Origin of the sequence: Paenibacillus wuxiensis (genome assembly GCF_040195695.1) — a bacterium.
Classification (GTDB): Bacteria; Bacillota; Bacilli; order Paenibacillales; family Paenibacillaceae; genus Paenibacillus_B; species Paenibacillus_B suaedae.
In genome coordinates, this window is record NZ_JBEFZI010000008.1 from 372,954 (window position 1) to 393,176 (window position 20,223).

The 20,223-nt window shown below is 44.9% G+C and carries 18 protein-coding genes, 2 tRNA genes, 2 rRNA genes and 1 riboswitch; of the genes, 3 read left to right on the forward strand and 19 right to left on the reverse strand.

Going from position 1 to position 20,223, the window contains the following annotated elements; translation table 11 throughout:
• Positions 1-219: 219 nt before the first annotated feature.
• The 5 genes from purB to ABN764_RS20540 form a co-directional block, all read right to left on the reverse strand.
• Complete coding sequence (gene purB, locus ABN764_RS20520; protein ID WP_021254990.1) at positions 220-1,518, reverse strand: adenylosuccinate lyase; 1,299 nt, start codon at positions 1,516-1,518, stop codon at positions 220-222.
• A complete protein-coding gene (purK, locus tag ABN764_RS20525; protein ID WP_446672937.1) occupies positions 1,511-2,728 on the reverse strand; it encodes a 5-(carboxyamino)imidazole ribonucleotide synthase in 1,218 nt (405 codons plus the stop codon). Before purK ends, purB begins: the two co-directional genes overlap by 8 nt.
• A complete protein-coding gene (gene purE / locus ABN764_RS20530) occupies positions 2,725-3,240 on the reverse strand; it encodes a 5-(carboxyamino)imidazole ribonucleotide mutase (protein WP_232055443.1) in 516 nt (171 codons plus the stop codon). The genes purK and purE overlap by 4 nt, the downstream gene beginning before the upstream one ends.
• A gap of 198 nt (positions 3,241-3,438) precedes the next feature.
• Positions 3,439-3,539, reverse strand: a riboswitch (purine riboswitch).
• Positions 3,540-4,012: 473 nt separating this feature from the next.
• Complete coding sequence (locus ABN764_RS20535) at positions 4,013-4,447, reverse strand: universal stress protein (RefSeq protein WP_446672938.1); 435 nt, start codon at positions 4,445-4,447, stop codon at positions 4,013-4,015.
• 47 nt (positions 4,448-4,494) lie between these two features.
• The gene (locus tag ABN764_RS20540; RefSeq protein WP_072731979.1) at positions 4,495-4,776 is read right to left on the reverse strand and encodes a DUF1294 domain-containing protein; all 282 of its coding nucleotides are present in this window, start codon (positions 4,774-4,776) and stop codon (positions 4,495-4,497) included.
• A 214-nt stretch (positions 4,777-4,990) separates the two neighbouring features.
• On the opposite strand from ABN764_RS20540, the gene ABN764_RS20545 reads away from it, so the two are divergent.
• Positions 4,991-5,341, forward strand: a complete 351-nt coding sequence (locus ABN764_RS20545; RefSeq protein WP_083545368.1) for a hypothetical protein — start codon at positions 4,991-4,993, stop codon at positions 5,339-5,341.
• On the opposite strand, the gene ABN764_RS20550 is transcribed toward ABN764_RS20545, so the two are convergent.
• Complete coding sequence (locus tag ABN764_RS20550; protein ID WP_446672939.1) at positions 5,338-6,378, reverse strand: matrixin family metalloprotease; 1,041 nt, start codon at positions 6,376-6,378, stop codon at positions 5,338-5,340. The two genes, ABN764_RS20545 and ABN764_RS20550, sit on opposite strands and share 4 nt — an antisense overlap.
• A gap of 206 nt (positions 6,379-6,584) precedes the next feature.
• Entirely contained in the window at positions 6,585-7,535 is a 951-nt protein-coding gene (locus ABN764_RS20555) for a transglycosylase domain-containing protein (RefSeq protein ID WP_174809890.1), read from the reverse strand.
• 273 nt (positions 7,536-7,808) lie between these two features.
• Between ABN764_RS20555 and ABN764_RS20560 the strand changes: the two genes are divergently transcribed.
• Positions 7,809-7,884: transfer RNA gene (locus ABN764_RS20560), tRNA-His, on the forward strand.
• 10 nt (positions 7,885-7,894) lie between these two features.
• Positions 7,895-7,976 (forward strand) — tRNA-Leu (locus tag ABN764_RS20565).
• 105 nt (positions 7,977-8,081) lie between these two features.
• On the opposite strand, the gene ABN764_RS20570 is transcribed toward ABN764_RS20565, so the two are convergent.
• The 12 genes from ABN764_RS20570 to ABN764_RS20625 all read right to left on the reverse strand — a co-directional run.
• The gene (locus tag ABN764_RS20570) at positions 8,082-9,080 is read right to left on the reverse strand and encodes a hypothetical protein (protein WP_446672940.1); all 999 of its coding nucleotides are present in this window, start codon (positions 9,078-9,080) and stop codon (positions 8,082-8,084) included.
• A gap of 25 nt (positions 9,081-9,105) precedes the next feature.
• Positions 9,106-10,107: a hypothetical protein gene (locus tag ABN764_RS20575; RefSeq protein ID WP_268624895.1), complete on the reverse strand. Its 1,002-nt coding sequence runs from the start codon at positions 10,105-10,107 to the stop codon at positions 9,106-9,108.
• A 227-nt stretch (positions 10,108-10,334) separates the two neighbouring features.
• Entirely contained in the window at positions 10,335-11,414 is a 1,080-nt protein-coding gene (locus ABN764_RS20580; RefSeq protein ID WP_268624894.1) for a hypothetical protein, read from the reverse strand.
• Positions 11,415-11,506: 92 nt separating this feature from the next.
• Positions 11,507-12,490 carry a hypothetical protein gene (locus ABN764_RS20585; RefSeq protein WP_268624893.1) on the reverse strand — a complete coding sequence of 328 codons (984 nt, stop codon included), beginning with the start codon at positions 12,488-12,490 and terminating at the stop codon, positions 11,507-11,509.
• A gap of 85 nt (positions 12,491-12,575) precedes the next feature.
• Positions 12,576-13,973, reverse strand: a complete 1,398-nt coding sequence (locus ABN764_RS20590) for an ABC transporter substrate-binding protein (RefSeq protein ID WP_446672941.1) — start codon at positions 13,971-13,973, stop codon at positions 12,576-12,578.
• A 13-nt stretch (positions 13,974-13,986) separates the two neighbouring features.
• Positions 13,987-15,312 (reverse strand): ABC transporter substrate-binding protein, encoded by a 1,326-nt coding sequence (locus tag ABN764_RS20595; protein WP_446672942.1) that lies wholly within the window; start codon positions 15,310-15,312, stop codon positions 13,987-13,989.
• A gap of 52 nt (positions 15,313-15,364) precedes the next feature.
• Positions 15,365-16,006, reverse strand: coding sequence for a hypothetical protein (locus tag ABN764_RS20600; RefSeq protein WP_446672943.1), 642 nt, complete (start codon positions 16,004-16,006; stop codon positions 15,365-15,367).
• 2 nt (positions 16,007-16,008) lie between these two features.
• Positions 16,009-16,359, reverse strand: coding sequence for a hypothetical protein (locus ABN764_RS20605; RefSeq protein ID WP_446672944.1), 351 nt, complete (start codon positions 16,357-16,359; stop codon positions 16,009-16,011).
• Positions 16,360-16,546: 187 nt separating this feature from the next.
• Positions 16,547-17,581 (reverse strand): hypothetical protein, encoded by a 1,035-nt coding sequence (locus ABN764_RS20610; RefSeq protein ID WP_446672945.1) that lies wholly within the window; start codon positions 17,579-17,581, stop codon positions 16,547-16,549.
• A 320-nt stretch (positions 17,582-17,901) separates the two neighbouring features.
• Positions 17,902-18,885 (reverse strand): hypothetical protein, encoded by a 984-nt coding sequence (locus ABN764_RS20615; protein ID WP_446672946.1) that lies wholly within the window; start codon positions 18,883-18,885, stop codon positions 17,902-17,904.
• A gap of 952 nt (positions 18,886-19,837) precedes the next feature.
• Positions 19,838-19,954 (reverse strand): 5S ribosomal RNA (gene rrf, locus ABN764_RS20620).
• A gap of 146 nt (positions 19,955-20,100) precedes the next feature.
• Positions 20,101-20,223: ribosomal RNA gene (locus ABN764_RS20625) — 23S ribosomal RNA — on the reverse strand; the annotation flags it as partial.

The window sequence follows — 20,223 nt, forward strand, 5'->3', positions numbered from 1 at the left end:
CACGTCATCTTAGGGGGACGAGTAGGAACCAAGCTCATCATTCAATTGTGTACTAGATAATGTTAGTCTCGCTATGGACTCAAGTGCCGGCTGCCAGTCCAACAAGTCACGACTAGTTCAAGGCAGCTTGCAACTTTGCTACTCACCACACTGCAATTTCGCGCTAACCAGCAACCTTGCTGCTAACCACTACCAATCTGCTTCGTCCTGCTGCAAGCCTTAATCAAGCAAGCCCACTTGGCGGAAGATCGTATCTACATTTTTCAAATGCCATGCAGGATTGAACGCATCCGCGATCTCTTCCGCACTAAGAACAGCCGTAATCTCAGGTGTGTTCTCAATAATGTCGCGGAAGCTGCGCTGCTCTTCCCATGCCTGCATCGCACGAGGCTGTACCGTGTCGTAAGCCTGTTCACGCGCCCAGCCCTTGTCGATCAGCTTCGTCATGACGCGGCCGGAGAACGGAACATCGAAAGTGCGCTGCATGTTGCGCTTCATATTCTCTGGGAACACCGTCAAGTTCTTCACGATGTTCATGAAGCGGTTAAGCATGTAGTTCAACAGCATCGTCGCATCCGGCAGGATGATACGCTCTACCGAGCTGTGCGAAATATCGCGTTCATGCCAGAGCGGCACATCCTCATAAGCGGTCAGCATATATCCGCGCATTACGCGGGACAAGCCGGAAATATTCTCGCAACCGATCGGATTGCGCTTGTGCGGCATTGCTGATGAGCCCTTCTGGCCCTTCGCAAATGCTTCTTCCACTTCGCGGAACTCACTCTTCTGCAAGGCGCGAATCTCAGTAGCGAACTTATCAAGCGATGTCGCGATAAGTGCAAGCGATGCCATGTACTCCGCATGACGGTCACGCTGCAGCGTCTGCGTCGAAATCGGCGCTGGCTTCGTACCAAGCTTCGCGCATACGAACTTCTCTACAGATGGGTCAATATTCGCATATGTCCCAACTGCACCGGACATTTTGCCGAACTCGACGCCTTCCGCTGCGCGACGGAACCGCTCTAAGTTGCGGAGCATTTCTGCATACCATAGTGCCATCTTCAGTCCGAATGTTGTCGGTTCTGCATGCACACCGTGCGTACGACCCATCATTGGCGTATCTTTATATTCAAGTGCTTTATTTTTCAAAATCTCGATGAAATTCAACAAATCGCGGTCGATAATCTCATTCGCCTGCTTCATCAAATAGCCAAGCGCCGTATCCACGACGTCCGTTGACGTTAAGCCGTAGTGAACCCATTTCCGCTCTTCGCCCAGCGTCTCAGATACTGCGCGAGTGAAGGCGATCACGTCGTGGCGCGTTTCTGCCTCAATCTCATAGATCCGTTCGATATCGAAGCTTGCATGCTCGCGGAGCTTCTTTACGTCTTCATGCGGGATGACGCCAAGATCAGCCCATGCTTCACACGCACACAACTCCACCTCAAGCCAAGCTTTAAATTTATTCTCTTCCGTCCAAATCGCCCGCATCTCCGGGCGCGAATACCGTTCAATCATCGTTTGCATTCCTCCACAAGTCCGTAAAATTCATCCATTCGAGCGCAGTATCGATGTCCGGCCCTAGTATGTTAATATGCCCCATCTTGCGCTTCGCCTTCGCTTCCGACTTGCCGTACCAGTGCAGCTTCGGCGTCACGCCAAGGCGGCTGGCTGCCGGATCGTCAGCACGGAACCATTGTACCATGTCCAAAGCGTCTTCGCCGAGCAAGTTCACCATAACGACAGGGGTATGGAGCTCCGTACTGCCAAGCGGCAAGTTGCATATGGCGCGAAGATGCTGCTCGAACTGCGAAGTGCGGCAGGCATCCATCGTGTAGTGTCCCGAATTGTGCGGGCGTGGTGCAAGCTCGTTCACAAGCAGGCGGCCGTCAGCGGTCAGAAACATCTCAACAGCAATGAGGCCAACGACGTCCAGCGCCTCGACAATACGGCGCGCAAGCCGCTCTGCTTCGTCCTGGATATGCTGCGGAATGCGTGCAGGCACAATGGACATATGCAGAATATGATGCCGATGAATGTTTTCCGCAACTGGGAATACAGCGATCTCGCCGCGAGGGCTGCGCGCCGCAATGACGGACAGCTCCAGCTCGAATGGAATGAACTCCTCCAGTACGAGCTCCGAGGTGAGAGCGGCAAGCGCCTCATAAGCCCCTTCCGCCTCGTCTGGGTGGCGAATGATACGCTGGCCCTTGCCATCGTATCCGCCGATTGCTGTCTTCAGCACACCTGCCCCGCCGAACGCTTCCAGCCTCTGTTGAATCTCAGCAGCGGAAGCTACGGCTGCATATGGCGCCACCGGTACGTTCGCGGCGGTGAGAGCTTCCTTCTCCCGCAAGCGATGCTGCGTAATGCGCAGCAGATGGCTGCCCTGCGGCGCGTAAGCTTCCCGCTCCAATCGCTCCACCACTTCGGCCGATACATTCTCGAACTCGTATGTGACAACATCCGCGCGCTGGCCTAACTCGTGTGCAGCGTCAGCATCGTCATAAGCGGCTGTAATCATCTCGGCAGCAGCGCCGCATGGCGCGTCCTGTGCTGGATCGAGCGCTGTGAAGTGATAGCCCATGCGCACGCCTTCAAGCGCCAGCATGCGGCCCAATTGGCCGCCGCCCAGCACGCCAATCGTTGCACCGGGAACAAGCACCGGTGCGTCCGCCCGGCTCGGGCGCTCTTGCGGCAGCGTGCGGCCGTTCACAGGCGCGCTCATTCGAGCGCCCCCGTGTCCTGCACCTGCTGCCGAACAGCTTCCCTGCGCGCCGCGATGCGCGCGCGCAGCACTTCATCGTGCATGCCGAGCATCTGCACGGCCAGCAGCCCGGCGTTCGTCGCGCCCGCCGGTCCAATCGCGACGGTCGCCACGGGTACGCCCGCCGGCATCTGCACGATGGACAGAAGCGAGTCCATCCCGTTCAGATGCGATGACTTCACCGGCACGCCGATAACCGGCAGTACCGTCTTCGCCGCTACCATGCCCGGCAGATGCGCAGCACCGCCTGCTCCGGCAATGATGACACGGATTCCTCTTGCCTCCGCCGTCTCGGCATAGCGGAACATCTCGTCTGGCGTACGGTGTGCGGACACTACCTGTTTCTCATAAGCAACGCCCATCTCCTCCAGCACTTCGCACGCCTTCTTCATCGTATCCCAATCGGACTTGCTTCCCATAATGACGCCTACTACCGGCACAATGCCTTGTTCGTGACTCGCTGTGTTCACCATCGCAATCCCCCGCTTTCGACAATGTCCAACCTGACCACTACTACATAACAAAAAAACGTTCAGGAGTTCCCCCTGAACGTATCATCGACTAAGTATACGGAATGAGCAAACAAGCGGATTTCTTCCGCTCTGGGCAGAATGATCAGGCTCCCATCAAGCCCCGACATCTGTCGGCGACGTGAAAAAGCGAGAACAGTCTTGCCTGTTCGTCATTCCCGTAGTCCAAAAATTTACGGTTCTTGGGTAGAAACTTCCGGCCATATTCCCGGAATTATACGAGAAACAATATTCGCTTATCCATCTTGTGCCTACAGTTTAACAAGGCTTAACATAGCGTGTCAACAACAAAATGCGAATAATAAATAATAAATAATAGTTAATGTTCGTTTATTGGCAATTTCCACATTGTTAGCATCATTAAATATTCAGAATCCTTGATTAATTCCGACCTATGATTGGATCTAAGACTCGATTTATGATTCTACTTACCGTCCAACTTAAAAAGCCAACAGCAGGATACACTCCTACTGTTGGCTTCTCTCTCGTTTACTTATTTATACTTTGCTTTCAAATTTGCTATCATTTACTGATGCTTACACTTATGCTTTCACCTATGTTTCCATATGCTAACAATGATACTCACTCACATATATACGTTCACATTCAACTTCACTTTTCGCCTTACTCTCCTATTTCGAGATCAACACGATCATATACCTCTTGCTTGCCTACTTGCCTCTACAAGATCATGTACGACCGACAGGCCAATGCATCATTTAATGACCAATACCGGGACCTTTGCATGCTGCACAACATGATGGCTGACACTGCCAAGCACGAATTCCTTCAACCCGTTCAAGCCGCGGCTTCCGATAATAACAAGATCCGCATTGAACTCATCTGCCTCATCAATAATTGCTTGACCAGGAGGGCCTTGCTGAAGGACAACCGTCGCTCGTTCGCCAAGCGCTGCAACTTTGCCCTCTGCTTCCTGCTGTAAACGCTCTGCGTATTCGTACAGCTCCTCGTTTGTCTCCGCTGAAGCAGTAGCATAAGCCGTACCAACAAAATATTGCGGGAACTGAAATACATGCACGACGCGTACTTGAGACTGCTCGCTTGCTTCCGCGAGTCCTACCGCGTGCTGTAAAGCCTTGCGGGACGGTTCCGATCCATCATATGCGACAAGAATGCGTTGAAATTTCATAACTCCCACCACACTTCCCCATAATTTACTAGTGCTGTGCTTATTATTTAACCAAACCGCAGCAAAATAAAACCAAACACAAAAATATTCACCAGCAATATAAACGGCACGCCTGCTGTAAAGGTAACATGCTGTGTCTTATGGCGCTTATTATACATCGCTATCAACACGCCTAGCGCACCGCCAAGCCAAGCTGACAAGAACAGCTTCCGCTCCGGAATACGGCGGCGATGCCTCTGTGCCCGCTGCTTATCCACAACCATCATTTGATATCCAACTACATTTATGATGAGTAAATAAATGAATACGATCCAAGTCCAATCTTTCATCCTATGTAACAGCCCCTTTCTCTCCCTATTATACAATAAGGCTATTCCAAAAGTATCGTGATTGATCGCATTCACCGGCTCAGATTCCATACTCAGACGTTCTTTTTACCCGGGTACAGGCAACATTCGCGGATCCTAATGTGCTTCTGCTTCATTCACGCAACATAACCGTTCACGATACCGTTAATGAGTACGAAGGAGTTGAGGCTGCCATATGCAAAAGCTGCTTGCCATTTTCACTATCTCATGCATGATGCTTATACTGACTGCTTGCTGCACGAGTGAACAAACGGAAACGAGCGCAAGCTGGCCCTACAACAATATGATCATCTTCCACGGGAATCGATATGTTGGCAGTGATGATCAGGTTCAACAGATCGACAAACTGCTGGGAGAAATCCAATCATCCTCAAATCGGGAGGAAGACTCAAGTGGAGATAGCTTCTCTAACACTTACCCCGTAGGAACAAAGCTGTATAAAATAAAAGGAATTAATGAAGAAACAGCTATCGCTGTTGAGGTGAAGAATAACCTCTATATTAAGGCTGCTAGGAAAGAGAACTAAATACCTTTCAAATCCTCTTTGCTAACGAGCGCCTTGCTTTTCTGATTCTGGTACATCTCCATATTTCCATCCTGGAGCGTCTGGTTCGTTACCTTCATGAAAATCGAGGTATCCTCATTCACGACGCGATAGGTACCGTCCTCATTTTGCTTCAAGAACAGAATGGATTGATCTCCTTGCTTCAATGGAGTCGTATCGTCTGAGACGACAATGGCTTCCTGATCGCGTCCACCAAGTTGAAGTACATTGATCGTACTATTTTTGAGAGATGCGTTCCCTTTGAGTACCTCCGATACTTGGAACTCAGATACAGTTCGGTACGTTTCAGGCGCACCGCTGCCTGATTTGCGAACCCCATTCTCCTGCACAACCTGTCCTTCTACGATTGCGTCAACAGCGTTGGCGAGTGCTGTATAGTTTCTGTACCCATATGCCCAACTAGCGTCAATATGCACAACGGGAGTCGATGGATTCGCTTGCGATAAAGCGATCGTCCCGTATTTCTTCTTAACCGTGTCCTTATCAGCAGATGTTGGGGATGTATTGGTTCTAGCAAGCGAACCATCAGACCAGAAGGTAAAAGATTTCATGACCGAAGGTTCACTGTCATTATGTGCAAGGCCCAATGCATGCCCTAATTCATGTGTGGCAACTCCCTCCGTAATAGAAGGGGAATATCGACTTTGGGTTGTGTAGTATTCGTTTACCCAAGCACGCGTTTTGGAGGCAATCCCATTCGAATATGTAGTGTAGCAAATTCCATCCCAATCATTATCTTTCGTTGGCGATACTTTCTGATTTCCTGCCCGAAAATCATATTTCGTGCCTGTCCCCATTGTAACACTGCCTGTCCCGCTCCACCGACTTGCCCCTGTATTCCAAATGCCTTTATAGAAGCTATTGGAACCATCATTGTAGAACTGGATAGAGCTTGAGCTGAACTTCCATGGATTCTCAGGAGTCGCTGCCTGAGCAGTTCCCATAAGTGCAAAGACAAGAAACATAGACATAGCCGTACTTAGTAATTTCTTTTTCAACCCTTATTCCTCCCTGTTCAATTTTATACATCATCTTATTTTCCTGTAAAAGATTTCATAGGCGCCGATTCATATATATGTCTCATTCCTGAGAAAATTGCTTTTGCACGAAAATTAATCACGTCATTCAGCGTTTTATCCATGAGTACACAAAAAAAGGCACACCTGTCGCAGCTCATCCGAGCTTGATCAAGTGTGCCTTTTCTTTATTTTCCTTTATTGTGGATAACGACACCAATCGGTGTCTTCAGCGCTGCTTGGCGCTCTGCCTCTGTCATCCAGCCCAAATCCTTCATACGCTTCAATACAACATGCTGGCGCTGGAGAGCCAGCTTCATATTCTTCGCTGGGGAATAGCGTTCAGGTGCCTTAAGCAATCCAACGAGAATCGCTGCTTCTGCCTTGTTAACCGTAGGAAGATCGCCATTGACTCGTGTCGTCTTGCCGAAATAATAGCGTGCTGCATTCTCGATGCCATATTGTCCATGTCCGAAATATACTTTATTCAGGTACATTTCCAATATCTCTTGCTTGCTAAAATTCCACTCCAGATTGGCCGCTATCGCCATCTCCTTCATTTTACGGGAAAATGTCTTATCATGCGTTAAGAACAAGTTGCGCGCCAGCTGCATCGTAATCGTACTGCCGCCCTGTGCCTTCTGCTGCTTCGTCACATTTATCCAGACTGACCGCGCCAGCCCGATCGGATCAATGCCGGGATGAAGCTTGAAGCGATGATCCTCAATGGCCATCAGTTCCTGCGGTATAAAGGAAGCCATATGCTCCAGTTGAACCATATGCTGTCCCTTGGCTGTATTCGCTTCTTGTGCAATCTGCTCACGGAACGTTATGAGCTTGCCTTGATCAATCCAGGCCGTCCCTGTTGCCGCCATCCCTACCCACCCAATAATCGGGGTAAGAATTGCAATGATCAAGCTATATATGACCCAACGCTTCCACTTCATTCGGTGTGGCATATGGGCAGGTTGTGCTATCGTTTCCGTTTGTTCATGTATCATAGTTGATTCTTTCTTCGTAGGACGATGAGGCTCATCTTGGGCCGCATTCGGTACCTTGCGATGTGCTATTGTTTCTTGAGCAGGCAGAGGCATAAATACCGATGCGTGAACCAGATGACCTTTTCTTTGTTTTTTCATTCGTAACCGCCTCCCCTTCTTATATGTAAGAGCTATTATTCATTTTGAAACATAACCCTTACGTACAGTGTATACGTTGACCTCATGCCATGACATCGAATTGACTTGCAGCCAGCTTACAATGATGAAAGAAAAGGTGAAAGTAAAGCAGAAAACGCCTTTTCTATGAAATAGAAGACGAGTGAGTCACAAAAAATGTTGTTGGTATATTTTCCTTGTTGCAAATCATGTCGGAAGTATGCTAAATTAAGATTCTGTTGAGCAATCAATATGGCGGTCGTGGCGAAGTGGTTAACGCATCGGATTGTGGCTCCGACACTCGAGGGTTCGATTCCCTTCGATCGCCCCATATTCATTTTGCCGATGTGGTGGAATTGGCAGACACGCCGCACTCAAAATGCGGTGCCGAGAGGCTTGCCGGTTCGAGTCCGGCCATCGGTATACGACAAAAAGAGTTATCAAATTGCGTTAAGCAATTCGATAACTCTTTTTTTATGCCATTTGGATTTCTCTCTTCCTCGGAAGAGAGTTATTGATCGATCCACTTCATTTTTCCATTAGCATTCTATCTCCAGCAAACATATAAACTACGTTTTTATCAGCATCCAATGCAACTGACATTTTTGTCTCTTTATTTTGAATAAAACAGAAATCACGCGCTGATTTATCCCATTTCACTTCAAGTCCCTGAATGTCCATATGGAACAATTTTTTGGCAATCGGCGCGACTATTTCTTTCACTTCTTTTTCTGTTACTGCCTTGTCTGCTTGTTTTCGCGCAACGTCATATACATACTCGGTCTTTCCTGTTTTTGCTTCAACAGCCAGAGTAATATGATCACCTTTAAGCTTCCACGTGTCACCTTTGCTGCCGGCATAATAACCAAGCTCGGCTTTCTTTACCTCAAATTCCTGATCGAGAGCTGTTTTCACTGCATCCGCTGCCGTTTTGAGTAATTTCGGTTCTAGCTCGTTCTTGTCTACTTGAATAACGGCTGCTCCAATATAATTTTTATTCTTTGATTGCCCAGGTGGATATTTCATCCAAGAAATCATGAAGTCTTTTCCCTCTAATATATAAAAGGTTTGTGAAACCTTTCCTTTGTCATAGCTCTGAGTGATTTGAACCTCTTTATGAAATGCATAGGCTTTCTTGGCGTACATCCCTTTCAACTTGTTCAGCAGTTCCTTTTGATCATCCTTGCTCACTTTATCAAGCGTTTGAATCCCCTTAATTGTGATCAGTTCCCCTGTACTTGGCTTAAAATCTACTTTGTATAATTCGTCTGCCGAAGGAACCGTCGCCAAATCAAATGGATGTTTAAAGGCCTTCTCGAACTTCAACTTTATCTCTTTCCCTGCAAATTGATTCACGGCCTTTTGCAGATTGGCAGCAACCTTTTTATCAACTTGAATACTGCTGCCCGATGTTTGTTCTTGCTGCTTTCCTCCTGCTGCTTCGGCTCCTACAAAGGTCGGGCCCGCAAGTGTAACGAACATACTGGATACGATCATTGTTGCTAAAATTGCTTTTTTTAGATTCATATTATCTTCTCCTTTTTATTAAGGTTTAATCTCTTTCTAAATCCTCCAGAAGCATTCTTACCCCGGAAAACATATAAACTACGTTTTTATCGGCATCCAGCGCCACGGTCATTTTCGTATCTTTCTTTTGATTGAAGATGAAGTCTCTGGAAGCACCGTCCCATTTTACTTCAAGCCCCTGGATGTCCAAATTGAATAACTTCTTTGCAATCGGCGCGACTATCTCTTTCACTTCTTTTTCCGTAATCTCTTTGTTCGTCGTCAATTGTTTTCGCGAAATATCATAAATATATTCGGTCTTCCCTGTTCCATCCAAGGACAGCGTAATATTTCCACCTTTAAGTTTCCATGTACTTTTTTTATTAGTACCTCCAACCCAAGCCTTCGTCACCTCAAAATTGTGGCCTAAAGCTGTTTTTACTGCCCCGGCTGCCTTTTCCATGAGCTTTGGATCAAGCTCGTTCTTGGCAACTTCGACTTGGGCTGAAACATGAATCTTTGTCGGCCACCCCGGATAATTTTTCATAAGTAAGGCAGAAAATCCTTTCCCGTTTAACGAATACATGCTAAAGGGCGTCTTTGATTCTACATCGTGCAGATCGACATGAACTTCTTTAGCAAATGTATAGTCTTTCTTCGCATATAACCCTTTTAATACTTTCAGTACTTCGTTCAGATCCTCCTTACTGACTTTATCGATGGTTTGATAGCCTCTAATCGTAGTAATTTCTCCTGTTTTCTCCTTGAAGTTCACACTATACTTTCCATCTGCCGACTTAACCTGCACCTGATCGCTTATGGATTGGGAAGTGCCCTGCATATTCAGCTTAATTTCTTTCCCTGCGAATTGTTTTACTGCCTTCTCCAGCTTGGCGGCCAGCTTCTGATCGATTTGAATCTTCTTACTATTCGATTGCTGCTGTTCCTGCTGTTGCGCTGCCCCAGCACCCGCAGGAATCGGCCCTGCCAAGGTAACCAACATACTGGATACGAGTAAAGATGCTAGAGCTGTTCTCTTCCAATTCATACTAAACCCTCCTATGTTCCACCCTACTTTTAAAGTTTTGGACGTTTTTTATTCGTAAAGTGGTGATCGCCTACAATGTATAACAATTTCACTCCTCTCATTTGTGACATCATCTCTACTATTCTGAATGAAGATGGTTTCAAATAAAAAAATCCACCGACGCATAGAAGCCAGTGGATTATTTGATACGGAGTCAAAATATAATGAAATGGTTCGTTTGTAGGCGTTTAATGGGGTTTCGCTTCCAAATCGGCTGCATACTTAATGATCCCAGGAGCAGCAGCTCTTCCGACTCGAATGTACACGACCTTTTTATTTGCATCCAATGCCGCTCTTACATTCATGCCATTTTTCTTGGTGAAAGCAAAATCCTTTTCTGTTCCATCCCATTTCACGCTATATCCATTCATATCGATATTAAATACTTTCTTCACTATTGGGGCGACCGCTTCTCTCGCCTCTTTTTCGGAAATACCTTTATTTTCGCGTACTTGTTTTCCAAGCTCATTGTAAATACTATTGATTTTCCCTGTATTGGGATCTGCATAAATCGTAACTTTGCCATCATGGAACACCCATGTTATATTGGGTTTATTCTTTGAGATAATTGGCGATAAATCGACGCGAAGCTGAGCAGTCGTCATTTCAAATTTATTTGTAGAAACAGTTTGAGCAGCATCAACAACTGTTTTCAGCAGTTTCGGATCAAGCTCTTTCTTATCAAAGTCAATCGTGATATGACCGATATGTTCTGGTATGCCATCTAATTTGTGTAAGGAAGCGGAGAAATCCTTTCCTTTCAATTCGTACGTCTTCTCCTCTCTAACCTCTGCTTTTGACGTTTTTGAGAGTTTCTCATCCGTAAACTGGTGAATCACCTCAACTTCATTATCAAATGCATACTTCTTCTTTGGATATATCGCTTTCAACCACTTTAATACGTCTTCCTGTTCCTGCTTGCTGATTTGGTCAATCGTAGCGGTTTTGCCGCTTACCGTCCAGATAACCCCTGTATCATAATCAAATTGTAATGAATATTTACCATCTACAGATCGCACTTCTGTTATTTTTGATGCATTCTTATTATTGAAATCGAGCTTACCTACCTTTTGCAATTGCACGTCTTCTCCGGCAAATAATTTTACCGCTTGATTCAGCTTTTCCGTCCACTTCGGATCTATTTGAATTGTCCAGCGATCCAATTGCTGCTCTTGCGCAGCCCCTGCTCCTGCAGGAATTGGATCTGCCACGGCAACCAACATACTGGATACAAGCATTGATGCCAGAATTACTTTTTTGATATTCATTTTATTTCCCCTTATGTATGATTGTATGGATATTTTTCTCTCAAATTACGCTATGCAATTCAATAACTCTTTCATATTCAAACCTTCCCTATTCAGAACCCACTTAACGCTCTGACACCTGATGTTAAGAGCACTATGTTCTTATTGGCGTCCAGTGCTACTCTCAATACGGGTTGTTTGTCTTTAATGAAGTAGTAATTTTTAAAGGTGCTGTCCCACTTCACTTCTAAATCCGCAATGTCCATATTGAATAATTCCTTGGCAAGCGGAGCAACCGCTTCTTTGGCATCCTTTTCCGTAATCCCCTTGTTGGTCGTTACCGCTTTACGTGTTCTATGATATACGTTAGTGACCTTTCCCTCCTCCATTTCAAGCGATACGTTCTTATCTTCAAGTGTCCATGTAAAGCGTCTTAGATTAGCGGATGTAACTTCTAGATCATGATTGAATACCGTTTTTATTGCTCCGATTGCCGTTTCCAACAACTTCGGGTCGAGCTCTTCCTTGGTGAATTTTATTGTAAACGCACTAACTGCATCTTTCGGCATTTTAGCAGTATTCTCTTTGAAGAAATATACCTCAAAGTCCTTCCCTGTCAGCTTATACGACAAACTTACACCTAGCTTTTCTTTATCACCATCATAGCCACGGGACTTGATCACTTCTTTATCAAAGACATATGTTTTCTTGGCATATGCCCCCTTTAACGTATTCAGGACTTTCTCCTGATCCTGTTTACTAATTTTATCAATTGTGACCTTTTCTTCAATCTGCCATATCCGACCACTTCCAACATTAAAGCAGATAGCGTATTTTCCGTCTACGGATTCAACCTTTGCACCATCAGGAGAGAATTCTATCTTCTCGCCGACACTCTTCAGCTTAATCTCTTTCCCTGCATATTGTTTGATTGCCTTTTGCAGCTTGGCGGCCAGCTTCTGATCGATTTGAACCTTCTTGTTATCCGTTTGCTTCTGTTCTTGCGCAGCCTCAGCCCCTGCTGGAATCGGGCCTGCCACGGCAACTAACATACTCGATACGATCATAGACGCTAGAATTGCTTTTTTGATATTCATAGTAATCCTCCTATGTATTAATACATGAGTACTCTCTTCATGCCAACATTGAACAATTAGATTCAACTTAATTCGCTTATTGCTCCTACTTGGTTTCTCGCAATCGATCTAACATGTCTTGCCCCTTGATTTGAAGCTCGGAAACCGCATTGTCCAGCGTTTCTTCTTTGTTTATTATGGAATTCAGTGAATTCGACAATAACGAATCGAATTCAGCTTGGAAACCTGGTGGAATGCTTTTTTTATCTAAGACACTGCTAGCTTCCATTGGCTTCAGGAGGTAAAAAGCCTCCGTTTCCCGCCCTCTAAAATCCTTGAAATAGTCTAATCGCGTAGGCAGCGTATCGTTCATTGCCTTCCCAGCAACCTGCGCCATTTCCGGCCCATTCACGAATTTGACAAATTCCCAAGCTGCCCGCTTGTTCGGAGAATCCGCAGATATGGCATAGATCTCCGACAATTTCACGTAAGCCGATTCATCAGGCTTTGCAGGATTAACAGGCGCGGCCGCGATGCCCCAGTCGATCTCCGGTGTCTTTGAGTAGTAGGGAATATCCCGTAAAAAGGAAGCAAACCACGGCGGTTGAATCGTCATTGCCGCTTGGCCCATGTAGAACATCTCGTTAGATCGGCTATACTGCTTCAAATAGTCTCCGGTATATTCGTATCCATCAAGCTGTTCGCCTTCCTCCACTGGGGGAGGAGCATAGGCTGCATGATTACGGACGGCATCCGCCGTCATCTTCATTGCTTCCTTCCAACCATCTGACTCTATCAACAGCTTACCTGATTTCGCATCAACGAGCTTAAGTGCCGATGCAGCGGCGATATCATACATCAAACTTGCCGGCCCTCTCGTTTGATACAAGCCAAACACTTGCTTTTTTCCCGATCCGTCGCTCGAAAATCTCGCTGCCAGATCAATAAGCTCCTTCCACGTCATTTTCCCGTTTGGCGGCTCGATTTGATGCTTCTTGAACAAGTTGCGATTATAATAGATGACATTCGTCTCGAAGGAAGGAGTGAGCCCGTACAGCTTCCCATTCCCTTTTGCTCGCAGCCTGTCGATAAGACCAGGCATGAATCCGTCCAAATTGTATTGATCCTGGCTGATAGCCGGCTCTATGTCATACAACCTTCCTTCTTGAGCGAAGGCCTCAAACATGCTTTCATTCAAAAACAGCACATCCGGCTTAACTTTATCAAGCAGCTTTTTCTTTTCCTCATTTAAATCGAATGACCCGTTTTTTTCAGCTTCATCGAACAATTCCTCTTCACTGATAACCTCAATATCGATGTCGGGGTTCATCATCTTAAAGAAGTTCCCATAGTCACTATAAAACCGATCTTCATCTTGATAGACAACCCTGATCTTCCCTTTGCCGTCTTTTAATGGCGCAAGCTCTGACCGTTCTCCGAAGCAGCCGCTTAAGAGAGACATGATCGTCAGCAGCATAATTACGGTCTTCCCACTCTTTAACACGTTTCTACACTCCCTATTTCCTTTTATCCTTGTTTGCAGATTCTCGCACTTTTAAGAGCAGTTCCTGCGCTTTTACCTCCAACGCGGCAGCTGCTTCATCAACTGACTTCTCGTTCGCAACTACGGCCAACAGCTCCTCACGAAGCGGTTTATAAAATAATCTGAGGAACTCGAATGGAAGACTTTCATAAAGGCCGCTTTCCTGCCTGATCTTCGGCATATAAAATGCATCCGTACTTCTGCCATTGATATCCTTCATATAACCGTTGCGTGAAGGAAGCTTGCCTTCCAGTGTCCGCGAACGGGCCTGCGCCATCTCCGGACCATTCACGAATTTGACGAGTTCCCAAGCTGCCCGCTTGTTGGCTGAGTCGGCCGCAATTGCGTAGATGGGAGAAAAGGTAATGGATGAAGAATCCATTGCAGGATCTACCGGAGCCGTAACTACATTCCAATCTTGCTTGGTCAATACAAGCTCCCTAGTTTTGTAAGCGCTGCCTATCTCCATAGCAACTCCATCTCTAAGTTCTTGTGTGTAAATTTGACCTTCAGGATGCAAAAATACAGATTTGCTGCGTACAGCATCCGTTACCTGCTTGATGGCTTTCTTCCAGCCATCTGAGTTCAGAAGCACCTTCTCTCCCTTCGGGTCGAGCAGCTTCAATCCGGAGGAATCGGCAATTTTGTACAAAATGAATCCTATATCCCCAGACCATTCATAGAACCCGTACACCTTATTTTCTCCGCTTCCGATATTGGCAAACCTCGCTGACAAATCAAACATTTCCTGCCATGTCATATTGTTCTTCGGCGGTTCGATTTGATGCTCCTTGAACAACGCTGCGTTATAGTACAAAACTTCCCTATCCACATAAGGAGCAAGCCCATACAGCTTGCCGTTGCCTAAGCTTTTGATTCTGTCGATCAGCCCTGGCAAAAAGCCCTTCATATCATAGTCGTCCTGCCGGATCATTTCTTCCAAGTCGTATAACCTGCCAGCTTCAGCAAATGATTTAAACGTTTTCGCATCACCCAGCTTTATTACGTCTGCACCGGAGTTCACCAACAGCTTCTTTATTTCCGTATCCCAATCCTCTGCACGAATCGTTTTCCCTAGATTTTGAAGCACCTGAGTCTCGGAGATAACCTCGACCTCAATCTGCGGATATTTCATATGAAAATACTTCCCGTAGTCGTGGTAAAAGGCTTCCTCATCCTGATAGATCACTTTGATTTTGCTTGGCTGCAAAGGCTCTAGCACTTCCTTCTTACCGAAGCATCCGCTCATTAAGGAAACGATCATAAGCAACGAGATCACAATTTTCCATCTATTATGCATACTTCTAGCTCCTTTTTTTATTCAAGCGCAGTTTGCAATGAAACCCTAACGTCTAATGCCCCCCCAATAATGCTGTGCCACCCGATATGAGGTACACCACGTTCTTATCGGCATCCAATGCTGCCCTCAATACCGTTTCTTTGCCTTTAACGAAGCAATAATCTTTAAATAGGTTGTCCCACTTCACTTCTAATCCCGAAATATCAATATTAAATAATTCCTTGGCAAGCGGAGCGACCACTGCCTTTGCATCTTTTGTCGTAATCTCTTGGTCGGTCATTACCTTTTTTCTTGTATGATGAAATACATTCAAGACCTTTCCCTTTTTTGCTTCCATCTCAAGTGATACATCATTATCCTTAAGTGACAACATATGATAGTTGTCTCCGTTAGAACTAAGAGACCCCTCTGTTACATTCAAATCATGATCGAAAGCCGCATTTATCGCTTTTGCTGCCGTTTCCAGCGACTTTGAATCGAGCTCTTCCTTGGCTAACTTTATCGAAAGACTGACATACTCTACTGGTGTCTCTCCCCACTTATCCTTGGACAGAAGTGCTTCAAAATCTTTCCCTGTCAATTCATACGATAAATAATGATCTTGCAGTTTTCCTTTTTTATCGTCATAGCGCCGCTTCATGACCGCTTCTTTATCTAAGACATATGTTTTCTTTGCGTATGCTCCTTTCAGCATTTTCAGAGCCTTTTCCTGATCCTGTTTGCTGATTTAATCGTTCCATTGATCTCCCATACTTCACCTTTCTTATAATCGAAGTGGACTGCGTACTTTCCATCTGTCGATGTAACCTTTGCATTTGTAGCAAATGTAGTCTCGGCAGCCTCCTGCAACTTTATCTCTTTCCCCGCAAATTGCTTTACTGCTTTTTGCAACTTGGCGGCCAGCTTCTGGTCGATCTGAACCTTCTTATTATCCGTTTGCTTCTGCTGCTCTTGCGCAGCCTCGGCTCCAACAGGAATTGGCGCCGCCACGGCAACTAACATACTCGATACGATCATAGACGCTAGAATTGCTTTTTTCATGTTCATTTTATTTCCTCCTTTAATGGAACACTTGATAACTATAATGCTAATGAATGGAATAGAACTTAACCACGAAACTTTATATGAATAAAAATTAAGAGAACATTAATGTTTGCACAGAAGTAACGGAGCATATTAAAAAAAGCACCCTTTCGGATGCTTCAAATGGATGATTTTCACTTACCTTTTTGCATTATTCTTCTTCTAGTCTGCTTGCAACAGGGTCTTCCCCTCCAAAAAGTGCATTTGCCCCGGATTTAAGGTACACTACCTTTTTATTGGCATCTAATGCCACTCTTACTCTGGTTTCTTGATCTTTAACGAAGCAGTAGTCTTGATATAAGCTATCCCACTTTACTTCGTATCCCGTAATATCGATACTGAATAATTCCTTGGCGAGCGGAGCGGCCACCTCTTTTGCCTCTTTTGCCGTAATCGTCTGGCTCGTCGTCACCTTTTTGCGCGTATTATGGAATAAGTTAGTTGCCTTCCCGCTCTGTTCATCTACGTAAAGAGTAGAACTGCCGTCCTTTAATTCCCATGCGTTTTTTTTAGTATTACTAACAAGATAAGCCTCTGTTATGTTAAATTGATGGTCTAACGCCGTTTTCACCGCTTCCTCCGCCGCTGTCAACAGCTTCGCTTCAAGCTCTTCCTTAGCAAATTCGATCCGGGCTCGATTAATATAATCTTTTAGATCCGGATCATTTTTAACGAGCGATACTTCAAATCCTTTCCCCTTCAGATAATAAGTGGACTCTTGGCTGAATTGTCCCTTTTTATCTTCATAGTAACGTTCCAAGATCACCTCTTTATCAAGAGCATATGTTTTCCCCGAATACATTTTTTTCAACAATTTCAGAACATCGTCCTGATCCTTTTTGCTGATTTTGTCGATAGTTGTTTTTCCGTTCAAAGTCCATACTTGTCCTGTTTTATGATCAAAAAATATTTGATAGACCTCGTCCACGGATTGAACCTTCGCCATCGTGCCATTCGGACGAACTAGTTCGCCGACATTTTGCAGCTTGACATCTTTGCCGGCAAATTTTTGTACAGCCTTTTGCAGCTTGGCAGCAACCTTTTTATCAATTTGAACACTGCTGCTTGATGCTTGCTCTTGTTTCTTTCCTCCTGCTGCTTCGGCTCCTACAAAAGTCGGGCCCGCCAGCGTAACCAACAAACTGGATACGATCATGGATGCTACAACTGCTTTTTTCAAATTCATACTAACCCCTCCAATGTTTCATATTCTCATGGTGTACCACTGGTGTATTCACCTACAATATATAACAATATCAATTCGCTCATTTGTGACACCATCTCTACTATTCTTTCCATAGAAGTGTGCTTTGCAGCGGGCTGTTCCGATATTCCGGTTTTAACTTTTGTCTTGCCCCATCAGCAGTCTGATAAATATATCCTTTCTGGGTAGGGGACTTTCGAAGCACTTCTATGATTGTCTCCTATGCGAATATTCAAATGTAAAAGAGTTATTAAATTGCGCCATGCAATTCAATAACTCTTTAATGTTCAAACTCGCCCTATTCAGAATCCGTATAATGCTCCGACACCTGCTGTTATGGACACTACGTTCTTATTAGCGTCCAGTGCTGCCCTCAGAACCGGTTTTTTGTCTTTGAAGAAGTAGTAATTTTCATATTCGCTGACCCACTTCACTTCCAATTCCGCAATATCCATATTGAATAATTCCTTGGCAAGCGGTGCAACCACGTCTTTAGCCTCTTTATCCGTAATTTCTTTATTAGTCGTTACCGCTTTACGCGTTTTATGAGATACCTTAGTGAGCTCTCCCCTCTCTATTTCTACCATTACGCCCTTGTCCTCAAGTGTCCATGTAAAGCCGTTTGTTAGTTTAGCGTTTGTAACTTCCAAATCATGATTGAATGCCGTTTTTGTCGCATTTACTGCCGTTTCCATGAGCTTCGGATCGAGCTCTTCCTTGGTAAACTGTATCTTAAAACCACCAACAGTACCTTTTAGCTCTTTAGCGGAATTTTCTTTTGCAAAGGAAACATCAAAATCTTTCCCTGTCAACGTATACGACAAATTCACACCTAGTTTTTCTTTTTCGCCATCATAGCCTCGCTGCATGATCACTTCTTTGTTAAAGGCATATGTTTTATTTGCATATGCTTTTTTTAACACTGTCAAGATTTTCTCCTGATCCTCTTTACTGATTTTATCGATTGTGACCTTTTCATCAATACCCCATATTTTCCCATTATCAATGATAAAGCGGATAGCATATTTTCCGTCTACGGAATCAACCTTGGCACTCGGAGAGAATTCTATCCTCTCGCCGATATTCTTCAGCTTGATCTCTTTCCCCGCATATATTTTGATCGCTCTTTGCAGCTTGGCGGCCAGCTTCTGGTCGATTTGAACCTTCTTATTATCCGCTTGCTTCTGCTCTTGCGCAGCCGCGGCCCCTGCAGGAATCGGGCCTGCCACGGCAACTAACATAGTGGATACGATCATAGATGCTAGAATTGCTTTTTTAATGTGCACTTGTTTTATTTCCTCCTATGTTTCATTTTTGAACCCTCTTTTTATGCTAACATTGAACATGTAATACTCAACTTAACATTCAATGAATAAGATTTAAGAATAAAATCAGAAATGAAATGTGAACGACCAACTCCGTAATGCCAGTTTGCAAATGAAAACTGATACTGTTTGTTACATCATCCTTCTCTGCTTCCATACAAAAAAAGAGTTATCAAATTGCACCAGGCATTCGATAACTCTTTTTTATTTCATCCATAACTATGAATATTTTCGTATTTTCCTTTTCTCGCTCAGCATCCAATTTCTCTTCCAATCCCTTCTGCATAGAATTGAGCACTTCCTAAACTGACTTCTTATGCTGTACGATTTCCTTCACCGCATTGGTCATTGCATAGCGGATAGGAAGAGACAAAACAGAAATGATGCTCTGCGCATTTAACCTCGACATCTCGGTGCATACATAGGGAATACGCTTACAATTAACTTCATTTCCATAATCACATAAAAGCATCAATATTAGGATTTCATAACTTTTAATGAGTGAACATGAAGAAGTGCGAGATAGAATTATGAACTTGGAGTGTATACGATGTGGATCGTTATTAACTTACCTATAGTGTAAGTGGCACTAATCTGGCCCTCACTGAATAAATATTTTACGATTCAATTATCTTTGAAACTTATCAACGTGTGGATAAGTGAATCATTGGTAGAATGTGCATAACTTCGTAATTTTGCGAAATATCGAATTATTATCGTGTAGTTATCCAATGTTATGAACACGTTTTCAACAGAAATTGTGGATGGGACGGCTTATATATACGAGATTTTTCACTTTATAAAGTTATCCCTCTGTGCATATTTCTTCAATAACATACCTATTCATCGTTGTGGATAAGCTGTGGACAACAAATAACCCACCAACTAAAATAGTTAGTGGGCTATTTCATTTGCTTGGCGACGTCCTACTCTCCCGGGACCCTGCGGTCCAAGTACCATCGGCGCTGGAGGGCTTAACGGTCGTGTTCGGGATGGGTACGCGTGGAACCCCTCCGCCATCGCCACCAAACAGCATTGGCATTAGCCAATATGATGTTCAAGGTTTGAACCTTGAAAACTGAATGCGAAAGTTAGTGCTAGTTGTTCATCCGGGGCCCCCGAAAAGTATTCGGTGTTGCTGCAAAGCTTCACGTCACTTTTTGGGGTTTAATCTTTTAGGATAAGCCCTCGACCGATTAGTATTGGTCAGCTCCACACATTACTGTGCTTCCACCTCCAACCTATCTACCTCGTCGTCTTCAAGGGGTCTTACTAATTGGGAAATCTCATCTTGAGGGG

Bases quoted from the DNA above. Each gene is read 5' to 3' on its own strand.
- ABN764_RS20580 (WP_268624894.1), bottom strand. From the start codon at position 11,414: ATGAATATCAAAAAAGTAATTCTGGCATCAATGCTTGTATCCAGTATG.
- ABN764_RS20605 (WP_446672944.1), bottom strand. From the start codon at position 16,359: ATGAACATGAAAAAAGCAATTCTAGCGTCTATGATCGTATCGAGTATG.
- ABN764_RS20575 (WP_268624895.1), bottom strand. From the start codon at position 10,107: ATGAATTGGAAGAGAACAGCTCTAGCATCTTTACTCGTATCCAGTATG.
- purK (WP_446672937.1), bottom strand. From the start codon at position 2,728: ATGAGCGCGCCTGTGAACGGCCGCACGCTGCCGCAAGAGCGCCCGAGC.
- ABN764_RS20545 (WP_083545368.1), top strand. From the start codon at position 4,991: ATGCAAAAGCTGCTTGCCATTTTCACTATCTCATGCATGATGCTTATA.
- ABN764_RS20585 (WP_268624893.1), bottom strand. From the start codon at position 12,490: ATGAATATCAAAAAAGCAATTCTAGCGTCTATGATCGTATCGAGTATG.
- ABN764_RS20535 (WP_446672938.1), bottom strand. From the start codon at position 4,447: ATGAAATTTCAACGCATTCTTGTCGCATATGATGGATCGGAACCGTCC.
- purE (WP_232055443.1), bottom strand. From the start codon at position 3,240: ATGGTGAACACAGCGAGTCACGAACAAGGCATTGTGCCGGTAGTAGGC.
- ABN764_RS20595 (WP_446672942.1), bottom strand. From the start codon at position 15,312: ATGCATAATAGATGGAAAATTGTGATCTCGTTGCTTATGATCGTTTCC.
- ABN764_RS20610 (WP_446672945.1), bottom strand. From the start codon at position 17,581: ATGAATTTGAAAAAAGCAGTTGTAGCATCCATGATCGTATCCAGTTTG.
- ABN764_RS20555 (WP_174809890.1), bottom strand. From the start codon at position 7,535: ATGAAAAAACAAAGAAAAGGTCATCTGGTTCACGCATCGGTATTTATG.
- ABN764_RS20570 (WP_446672940.1), bottom strand. From the start codon at position 9,080: ATGAATCTAAAAAAAGCAATTTTAGCAACAATGATCGTATCCAGTATG.
- purB (WP_021254990.1), bottom strand. From the start codon at position 1,518: ATGATTGAACGGTATTCGCGCCCGGAGATGCGGGCGATTTGGACGGAA.
- ABN764_RS20600 (WP_446672943.1), bottom strand. From the start codon at position 16,006: ATGCTGAAAGGAGCATACGCAAAGAAAACATATGTCTTAGATAAAGAA.
- ABN764_RS20540 (WP_072731979.1), bottom strand. From the start codon at position 4,776: ATGAAAGATTGGACTTGGATCGTATTCATTTATTTACTCATCATAAAT.